Source organism: Mesorhizobium sp. M7A.F.Ca.CA.004.06.1.1, from assembly GCF_003999135.1.
GTDB lineage: Bacteria > Pseudomonadota > Alphaproteobacteria > Rhizobiales > Rhizobiaceae > Mesorhizobium.
Genome location: NZ_RZPQ01000179.1, coordinates 1 through 8,887, shown reverse-complemented (window position 1 = coordinate 8,887; position 8,887 = coordinate 1). Strand labels below are relative to the sequence as shown.

Annotated in this window: 9 protein-coding genes and 1 pseudogene; 6 read left to right on the top strand and 4 right to left on the bottom strand. The window is 63.4% G+C overall.

The features are described from left to right. From EN906_RS13405 to EN906_RS13395, 3 genes are all read left to right on the top strand, one after another. A partial coding sequence (locus EN906_RS13405) for a GMC oxidoreductase (RefSeq protein ID WP_127375211.1) occupies window positions 1–1,189 on the top strand: 1,189 nt, incomplete at its 5' end. After that, window positions 1,186–2,397 (top strand): mandelate racemase/muconate lactonizing enzyme family protein, encoded by a 1,212-nt coding sequence (locus EN906_RS13400; RefSeq protein WP_127272520.1) that lies wholly within the window; start codon window positions 1,186–1,188, stop codon window positions 2,395–2,397. The genes EN906_RS13405 and EN906_RS13400, both read left to right, overlap by 4 nt. Next, entirely contained in the window at window positions 2,394–3,311 is a 918-nt protein-coding gene (locus tag EN906_RS13395; protein ID WP_127268293.1) for an NAD(P)-dependent oxidoreductase, read from the top strand. The genes EN906_RS13400 and EN906_RS13395 overlap by 4 nt, the downstream gene beginning before the upstream one ends. Window positions 3,312–3,390: 79 nt before the next feature. On the opposite strand, the gene EN906_RS13390 is transcribed toward EN906_RS13395, so the two are convergent. Further along, window positions 3,391–4,329 (bottom strand): diacylglycerol kinase family protein, encoded by a 939-nt coding sequence (locus EN906_RS13390; RefSeq protein ID WP_127268294.1) that lies wholly within the window; start codon window positions 4,327–4,329, stop codon window positions 3,391–3,393. A 713-nt stretch (window positions 4,330–5,042) separates the two neighbouring features. Here EN906_RS13390 and EN906_RS13385 point away from each other — a divergent pair. The 3 genes from EN906_RS13385 to EN906_RS13375 all read left to right on the top strand — a co-directional run bounded on the left by EN906_RS13385 (window position 5,043) and on the right by EN906_RS13375 (window position 7,285). Beyond that, window positions 5,043–5,477 (top strand): hypothetical protein, encoded by a 435-nt coding sequence (locus EN906_RS13385; RefSeq protein ID WP_127268292.1) that lies wholly within the window; start codon window positions 5,043–5,045, stop codon window positions 5,475–5,477. 6 nt (window positions 5,478–5,483) lie between these two features. Continuing rightward, window positions 5,484–6,614 (top strand): hypothetical protein, encoded by a 1,131-nt coding sequence (locus EN906_RS13380; protein ID WP_127268291.1) that lies wholly within the window; start codon window positions 5,484–5,486, stop codon window positions 6,612–6,614. Window positions 6,615–6,763: 149 nt separating this feature from the next. Then, window positions 6,764–7,285, top strand: coding sequence for a hypothetical protein (locus tag EN906_RS13375; RefSeq protein WP_127268290.1), 522 nt, complete (start codon window positions 6,764–6,766; stop codon window positions 7,283–7,285). Between the two features lie 27 nt (window positions 7,286–7,312). On the opposite strand, the gene EN906_RS13370 is transcribed toward EN906_RS13375, so the two are convergent. From EN906_RS13370 to EN906_RS13360, 3 genes and pseudogenes are all read right to left on the bottom strand, one after another. Beyond that, entirely contained in the window at window positions 7,313–7,843 is a 531-nt protein-coding gene (locus tag EN906_RS13370; protein WP_127268289.1) for a dihydrofolate reductase family protein, read from the bottom strand. 96 nt (window positions 7,844–7,939) lie between these two features. Next, complete coding sequence (locus EN906_RS13365) at window positions 7,940–8,572, bottom strand: hypothetical protein (protein WP_127268288.1); 633 nt, start codon at window positions 8,570–8,572, stop codon at window positions 7,940–7,942. Window positions 8,573–8,587: 15 nt separating this feature from the next. After that, window positions 8,588–8,887 (bottom strand): annotated as a pseudogene (locus tag EN906_RS13360) (FAD-binding oxidoreductase); the annotation flags it as partial.

Genomic DNA, 8,887 nt, shown 5'->3' with positions numbered 1-8,887 from the left:
GCATGTCACCGACTGTTCGGACGCAGTCCACCCGCTGACCAAACGCTATCTCGCCGCCGGCCAGCAGGCCGGCCTGCCGCTCAATCCGGATTTCAACGGCGCCGCCCAGGAGGGCGTCGGCATCTACCAGATCTCGACCCGCAATGGCCGCCGCATGTCGGCGGCGTGCGCTTTCCTGCGCCCGGCGATGAAGCGCGGGAATGTCCGCGTCGAGATGAAGGCGCTGGCGACAAAAATCTTGTTCGAGGGCAAGCGTGCCGTCGGCGTCGAATATCTGCAGAACGGCGAAACGAAGACAGCGCGTGCCGGCCGCGAAATCATCCTGTCGGGCGGTTCGGTCAACTCGCCGCAGCTGCTGCAGCTGTCCGGTGTCGGCCCCTCCGCTCTGCTTAGCGGCCTGGGCATCCCAATCGTCCATGCCAACGAGAATGTCGGCGCGCATCTGCAGGACCATGTCGGCATCAACTACACCTTCAAGGGCAGGCTGCCGACGCTCAACCAGACGCTGCGTCCCTGGTGGGGCAAGCTACTGGTCGGCATGCAATACATCCTGACCCGCTCCGGCCCGCTGTCGCTGTCGATGAACAATGCCGGCGGCTTCTTCCGCACCGACCCTGCGGCGACGCGGCCCAACATGCAGCTCTATTTCCAGGCCTTCTCGACCGTCATTCCCAAGAGCGGCGAGCGCCCGATCCTGACGCCGGACCCATGGCCGGGCTTTTCCATCGGCCTGTCCAATTGCCGCCCGTCGAGCCGTGGCGAGATCATGATCCGCTCGGCCAATCCGCGCGACTACCCCAGGATAACGGCCAATGCCTACTCCACCAATGCCGATGTCGAGGAGATGCTGGCGGCGGTGAAATTCGTGCGCAAGATCGCCTCGATGCCTGCCATGGCCGAGATCATCGAGGAAGAGGTCCTGCCCGGTCCCTCGATCACCTCCGATGCCGATCTGGTCCAGGATTTCCGGAAGCGCTCGGGCACCGTCTATCATCCGGTCTCGACCTGCCGCATGGGGCCGGATCCCGCGCGCGCCGTCGTCGACCCGCGCCTCAAGGTGCATGGTCTGGAAGGTTTGCGCGTCATCGATGCCTCGATCTTTCCCGACAACATCACCGGCAACACCAACGCCGCCTCGATCATGACCGGTTGGAAAGGCGCCGAACTGGTTCTGGAGGACCAAGAATGAAGATCACCGACGTCAAGACCTGGGTTGTCGGCAATCCGCCGCCCGGCATCGGCGGCAAGTATTTCATCTTCGTCAAGCTGACCACCGACGGCGGCGTCGTCGGCTATGGCGAGGCTTACAACGCCACCTTCTCGGCCCATGTTACCGCCCGCATGGTCGAGGACATGGCCGAGCGCTATCTCATCGGCCGCGACCCGCACGACATCGAGAATTTCTTCCGCCGCGCCTATTCCTCCGGCTTCACCCAGCGCCCCGATGTGTCCGGCATGGGCTGCTTCTCGGCGCTGGAAATGGCCTGCTGGGACATCATCGGCAAGGAAGCCGACAAGCCGGTCTATAAACTGCTCGGCGGCCAGGTGCACGAAACGCTGCGTTCCTACACCTATCTCTATCCGCACAGCGGCAGCGTCCATTCCGAGGATGCGCACGGCAAGAACGTCTACAACGATCCAGATCTCGCCGCTGCCTGTGCGCTCGAATATGTCGAGCAGGGTTTCAATGCCGTCAAGCTCGACCCCGCCGGCCCCTACACAGCCTTCGACGGCCATCAGCCGCGCCTCGTCGATATCGACCTGTCCACCCGCATGATCAAGGCGATCCGCGAGGCGGTCGGCACCCGCGCCGACATCCTGTTCGGCACGCACGGCCAGTTCACAGCGTCCGGCGCGCTGCGCATGGCGCGCGCCATCGAGCCCTACGATCCCTTGTGGTTCGAGGAGCCGGTGCCGCCTGATATGCCTGAGGTCATGGCCCAAGTGGCCCGCGCGACCTCGATCCCGATCGCCACCGGCGAGCGGCTAACGACCAAGTTTGAATTCGCCCGCGTCATCGAGAACCGCGCCGCGACCATCCTGCAGCCGGACCTCGGCCGCTCCGGCGGCATTCTCGAAACCAAGAAGATCGCCGCCATGGCCGAGGCCTACCACATCCAGATCGCACCGCATTGCTATTGCGGACCGATCGTCGGTGCGGCCAACATCCAACTGGCGGTGACGCTGCCCAATTTCCTCATCCTCGAATCGCTGAAGCAGTGGGACGGTTTCCACGCCACGCTGCTGAAGAAAAAGATCGAGTGGCAGGACGGCAAAATCATCCCCTCAAAGGAGCCCGGCCTCGGCGTCGAGCTCAACGAGGCGGTCTGCGAAGCACACCCTTACACGGGCAAGGACCTGCATCTGCAGATGATGCAGACGCCGCTGACGCCGTGAGCGAAAGCTACGCCTTCATCGGCCTTGGCCACCTCGGCGGCAACCTTGCCGCCAGCCTGATCCGCAACGGCTTTGCCGTCACGGTCTTCGACCGTGATCCCGCCGCCGTCGAGCGCCTGGTGGCGCTCGGGGCCACAGCGGCAAGCAGCCCCGCCGAGGCCGCCGCACGGGCCGGCAACGCAATCTCCTGCCTGCCCTCTCCGAAGGTGAGCGAAGCCGTGCTGGCGGGCGCCGATGGTCTGCTGGAGGGCCTGCCCGCAGGCGGCACCTGGATCGAGATGTCGACCAACGGCCGCGACGAAATTACCCGCCTCGCCGCCCTCGCCTCGGCCAGGGGCGTCGAGACGCTGGAATGCCCGGTCACCGGTGGCGTGCACCTGGCGGCGGCTGGGAAGATCACCGCGCTGGTCGGTGGCGACGCCGCACTCTATGAACGTCATCGCCCCGCCATCGAGGCGATGTGCGCAAAATCGTTTCTGATGGGCCCGGTCGGCTCGGCGGCGGTGATCAAGGTGATCACCAACATGCTCGCCTTCATCCATCTCGTTGCCGCCGGCGAAGCGCTGATGCTGGCCAAACGAGGCGGGCTCGACCTCGCCCAATCCTACCACGCCATATCAGCCTCCTCCGGCAACAGCTTCGTCCACGAGACCGAAAGCCAGCTCATCCTCAACGGCTCCTACGACATCGGCTTCACCATGGACCTGGCGCTGAAGGACCTCGGCTTCGCGCTCGCCATCGGCGAGCAGTCCGGCGTGCCGCTTGAGCTGGCATCGCGCGTCAACGCCATTTTTCAGCAAGGCAAGGCCGCCTATGGCGGCGGCGCCTGGTCGACCCAGATCGTCAAACTGTTGGAAGATGCCGTCGGCACCGACCTGCGCGCACCTGGTTTCCCGGCCAAGCTCGAACTCTGACGCCGGCTGGATATCAAACGATTTCAGGGCGTTGGCTGGATCGGCGGATCCATCTGAATCAATCTGTCAACGGCTTGATTCAATATCTGAGCGTCAATGCACCGGGCAGGATCTCGAAGGTCGCGGGTATGCGTCCCGGCGACTCGCCGTCTATGTCGACCAGCGCGCCATTCTCTGACGCATCGCCGAGCGGTTCGACCACCACTTTCCTGCCGCGCAGGATGGTGATCGCAGGATGATTGCGATGCCGGCCGCCATAGAGCAGCCGGATGTCCCAGATCAGCTTCAGCTTGCCGGCCGCGCGCAGGATGACGATGTCGAACTGCCCGTCGGTCAGTTCCGCATCCGGCGCGATCATCATGCCGCCGCCGAAGAACTTTCCGTTTGCCACCGCCACCAGCGCCATGCGCGCTTCGACGGGGACGCCGTCGTCGACCGTGATGCTGACCTCCTGGAAGCGGTAGCGGATGAACTCGACCACGGTGCGCCACAGGAACAGCGCCTTGGCCGACATCCTGCCCTTGCGCTTGTCGGCATTGACGGCGCGGTCAGTGGCGCCGGAAAGCCCCAGGCTGGCGATGTTGATGAAATGCCGGCTGGCCAGCGCGCCGTGATCGTCGACGTAGCAGATGCGTCCGGCATCGACCTTGCGGGGCGTGGCTTCGGCGATCCGCTTCAGCACGGCATCGACCTTTTTCGGCAGCCCTAGCCCACGCGCGAAATCGATGCCGGTGCCGCATGGCAAGAGCCCAAGCTCGGTGGTCCGGCCGCTTTCCCTGGCCGCTTGCAGCAGCCCGTCGGCCACTTCGCTGGCGGTGCCGTCGCCGCCGGCCGCGATCACCAGGTCGAAGCCAATCATCGCGAGATCGATTGCCAGCCTTTCGGCGTCGCCTTCCGCTTGCGTCTCGCGCAGTTCGAATTCGCCGAAATGCTTTTTCAGCGACACGGCGACATCAGGCCAATGCCGTTTCAGCCGGCCCCCACCGGCAATCGGGTTGAGAACCACTCCAACTTTCAAATACCCGCCCTCCCCGGCGCCGGACATGCAGGTCCGATCCTTTGCCGGCATTGAAGACCGCACCGGGCGGCAGGGCAAGGCCGAATGTCCGCCGATGAGGCCCATCGTGGCGGACAGGAAAATTTCGTTATCCCAGCTTGATCCCCGATAATCCCGTTATCCACAGGCCTCCGGCCATTCCCCAGGACCCTTACCCGGCGTACGTTAAACCCATCTCAGGCGGCTACCGATCATCAAGCCGAAAGGCGAAGTGAAAGGCGGATTTCCTGAGGCCCGTACGGCCCGAAGCGAGAGCAGGCTTGCCTGTTTTGAGGGACGGAGCCGAGACCTACGGGGCCGCGGAAAGCGTGCCAACGCCTACGGCGGACCGATGCTGCCATGAAGGACGGCAAAAACCTTCGATGGTGCGCAGGGCAAAGCCCGCAAGGGTGAAAACCGGCGTGGTCCCGAACGGACGCTGCTCTCGGGCGGCGGACTGGCAGGACCGTCAAAATCAAGGCCGGCAAGGCGCGACGACTTTACGGAAGTTGCTGCCGCGACCGTGTCCTGATCTGACAGGGAGGCGCTGGGAGAAATCCCGGCGCCGACTGCCTTTTTGCCCCTCGATATCCTTCGCCGGCGATCTCGCGGGCGCCGCTTCACCGCGCGCCAAAATCAGCTAGTATCCCAGCGTCAGAGTCTGTTTTCAGGCGGACTCTTCGAGGGGACACTTCATGACGCTCATCCAGAAGCTTGCCGTCGCCTATGCCTTCCTGTTCTTCGGCGTCGTCGCCATCGGCTACATACCGGCGTTCAACGACGCCGACGGCAATCTGTTCGGCCTGTTCTCGCTGCAATGGTATGACGACCTGCTGCACGCCTTCTCCGGCGTCTGGGCTCTGGCCGCCGCCTTCATCTCGCACCGCCAGGCGGTGTTCTATTTCAAGCTGTTCGGTTCGGTCTACCTGTTCGACGGCGTGCTCGGGCTGATCACCGGTTCCGGCTGCCTCGATGCCGGTATCTTCATCAACGGCTTCCGCTCCCTCAACGATATCGAATTCCCGGCTCGCTTCTTCGCCAACCTGCCGCACCTCGTCATTGGTGGCTTCGCCGTCTATGTCGGCTTCCGGCTGGCCAGGCGCATACACGAACACTTCGCCACGGCCTGACTGGCCATGTTCCTGTTCCGCTGGCTGAAGCGCATCATCAAGACGATCCTCTGGGTGATCGTCATCGTCATCCTCATCCCGATCGCCGGGCTGAGCTACGGCTTTCTGACGACGTCGTCGCTCGACAAGACGCCGCTGCCCGGCATTGCTGACGGCGCGCCGCCCAAGGCGCTGGCCGACAAGGTTCGCGCCGAGATCCCAGGCTACCAGCGGCCGGAGGAATCGACCTTCCTCACCTATCCGGAATGGGCGATCGTCTACGCCGCGCGCGAATATGCCGGCTTCGTCGACAAGGACCAGCCGAGCGGCTTCCCCTACTGGTCCTATGTCGGCCGCTTCTGGCAGGACTACGCCATGGTCATCCGCGCCAGTTCTCCCTATAAGTTCAACTACGCCAACCACCAGATGCTGGTCATCATCGGCACCAGCCACTCGATCGAGCATATATTGCAGTGGGCCTATGAGAACACGGTCGGCCGCATCACCGAGGCGACGACGGCCAAGCGCACCGCCGCCGACATCTATCAGGCCAAGATGGCGGCGGACTATGCAGGGTTTCTCGACCAGGTGCCCTGGTATCAGTTCCCCTATGCCGACAAGCGCGCCGGCCTGTTTGCGGTGCAGTCGGCGCCGGGCGACAGTTCCATCCGCACCAGCGAACGCAAGCTCGCCTTCGGCCTCGCCGACACCATCAAGCAGGGCTATGCCGACCTGATCACCAAGGCGCTCGCTGCCACGATGGACCCCGCCTTGCTCGACATCCATGTCTGGGCCAAGGGACCCGTCGGCGAAGCCACCCGCAACGAGCCCGACACCTTGCTCGAACGCGACATGGGCGCTGACGGCACCATCTTCGTCACCAGGCGCTATCAGGTGTTCACCGAAGTGATCCCGCGCCTGATCGACAAGGGCGTCTCCTTCGTCGAGATCGGCGGCAATGACGAGATCATGGTCACCGTGCTCTCCACCGATACGATCGTCATCCCCGAAGGCATGCGCATCCTGTTCAGCTATCCGCTGCCGGCCGACCCGGCGATGCGCCGCACCGGCATGATCGTCGCCGTGCGCAAGCTGCATCTCGTGCTGCCGGCGCTGATCAAGGCCGGCGCCAAGCTTGAACACGTCTACGACTACTGAGGCCTTTCGGCCACGCCCGGCCAGGATCATGCATTTCCTGGCCTCCGCCACGCCCATTCCACAATCGCGGCCAAATCCCGCCTTGTTCGCGCGCGAAGGACTGGGAAGAAATGAATGGGCTGCCGGGGGCATCTCGAAGGGACAAGACCGTGATCAAGACCGCCCTTATCGCCATGACCATAGTCGGCTGCGACTGCGACGCCAAGCTTTGCGAATATATCGGCGAGACGCCGGCCAAGTGGTCGACCGTCGCCGAGTGCGAAGCGGCGATGAAGAGCCAGATGCTGCACGAGCGCAATTTCAATTATCCGCTCGTCTCCGGCATCTGCCGCACGAAGGGTTCGTCGTCCTCCTCGCAACTGGCCGCGACCGCATCGCGCCCGAAACTGAAGCCCGCCAGCCGGGTCGTCAGAACCGAAAGCCCATTGCCGCCTGAATTGAGCCACCGGCCAAGCGTCTCGGTCGGTTCGCCGACGACGGCCATGGAAGCCGATGCCGCCCGGCCCGTCGCCTATGAACAGGTGGTCGATGGCGGAACCGGTGTGCTCTATCGCACCAAGAACGGCTACGCCGTGGTCAAGACCGATCTCGGCCGCGCCGCCTCGGCAACCGCCGACGCCGCGAAACGCTCCGTGAACTGGCTGGCCGGACTGATGCCAAAGGGGCTGTAAGCCCCCTGGCGTTTGACGACCGCGTGGTCAGGCAGGCACATAGGTCAACCTGATCACGTCGTCGCCAATCAAATCGCTGGCCACAAAGCGAAGCGGCGGCCGGGGGCCGGCGAAGAATGGCTTGCCCTGACCGAGCACGAACGGATGGAGGTAGAGTTGATATTCATCGATAAGACCAAGGTCGGTCAGGCTTCGTGCCAGGTCTGGTCCGGAAACTGAAATCTCCCCGACGAGCTCAGCCTTAAGCCCACCTATCACCGCCTCGACGTCGTCCGCGACAAGTGTGGCATTGGGGCCGACCGACTTCAGCGAGCGCGACACAACCCATTTCGGTTGGCTCCGCCACGCCGCCGCGAATTCGTGCGCCTCCGCGTTCCACTCAGGACTGTCTTCGTCCCAATAGCGCATGACCTCGTACATGCCGCGACCGTACACACTGCCACTCAAATTGCGCACTTGCTCCATCCAGTGACGAAAGATTGTCGGGCCTGACGGCATTTTCTGGTGGTCGACGTAACCGTCGAGGGACTGGTTCATTCTGAAAATGAGCTTCGCCATGCTGCAGGATCTCCAACCTCCGGATCGTCAGAATAACTTGAGCCGCCGTTACGCAAAAGTGTGGATCCCAACCGAAATTCAAACCGGGACACGACCCTAGTCCCGCTGCAACTTGACTTTCAGGCTCTTCCAGAACTTGTCGATCAGCGGCTTTTCGGTCGCTGCATCCTCGCCGGCAATGCGGGTGATGAACAGCAGCCCCCGATCGGCCAGGCCGAAGCCGACGATCTCGAAATCGGCGGTGTCGGTGCGTGTCGTCACCTCGGCGCGGATCCCGGTCAATTCCTTGCCGTCGGCGAGTTTGCGCGTCGTCGGCTCCTGCGTCAGCGTGGCGCCGGCCAGCACCGATTCCTTGGTCATCTCCTGCAGCATCAGCTGGTTAAGCGACACCGGATTCATCGCGCCATATTCCTGCACCACGACGATCGTGCCGAGAGCCGACGCCATCAGATACTGCGTGATATCATCGCCGAGGTCGGTCTTGGTCACCGAAATGTTGCTGGGGTGAACGAAGGAGAAAACGCTGCCGGAAAAGGTGGCGAAGTCGTTGCGTTCGAGCGTCACCTTGCTCTGCTTGCCGCCAGGCAGGGTCACGTCTGCGCTCTCGCCGGGATCGATATCGACCGTCACACCGTCGATGGTCAGCTTGAAGGCCTTGAGATCCTCGGCTCCGGCAGGGCCAGCGCACAGCGCGATGAGGATGAGTGCCGCGGCTGATACCTTGCGCATGAAGTCTCCTAACGTCTACGCCACCCCGCTCAGCGCCTTGATGGCACGGTAGAAGGTCGAGGAAAACAGTTCCGTCGGGTCATACTGCCGCTTCGCCGCCAGGAAGGCCGGCAGTTCGGGATAGGAGGCCAGCAATTCCCTGGCCGTATAATGCAGCTGGTAAGGCAGGAAGAAGCGCCCGCCATGCTTGATCGTCACGTCGATCAGCGCCCGCGTCAGCGCCCGCATCCTGGCATTGCCGTCGGCATCGGTCGGCTGGTTGATGTAGAGCACCAGCGAATAGGCCGGCTCCGGCGCGTAGGTCAGCGCCACATC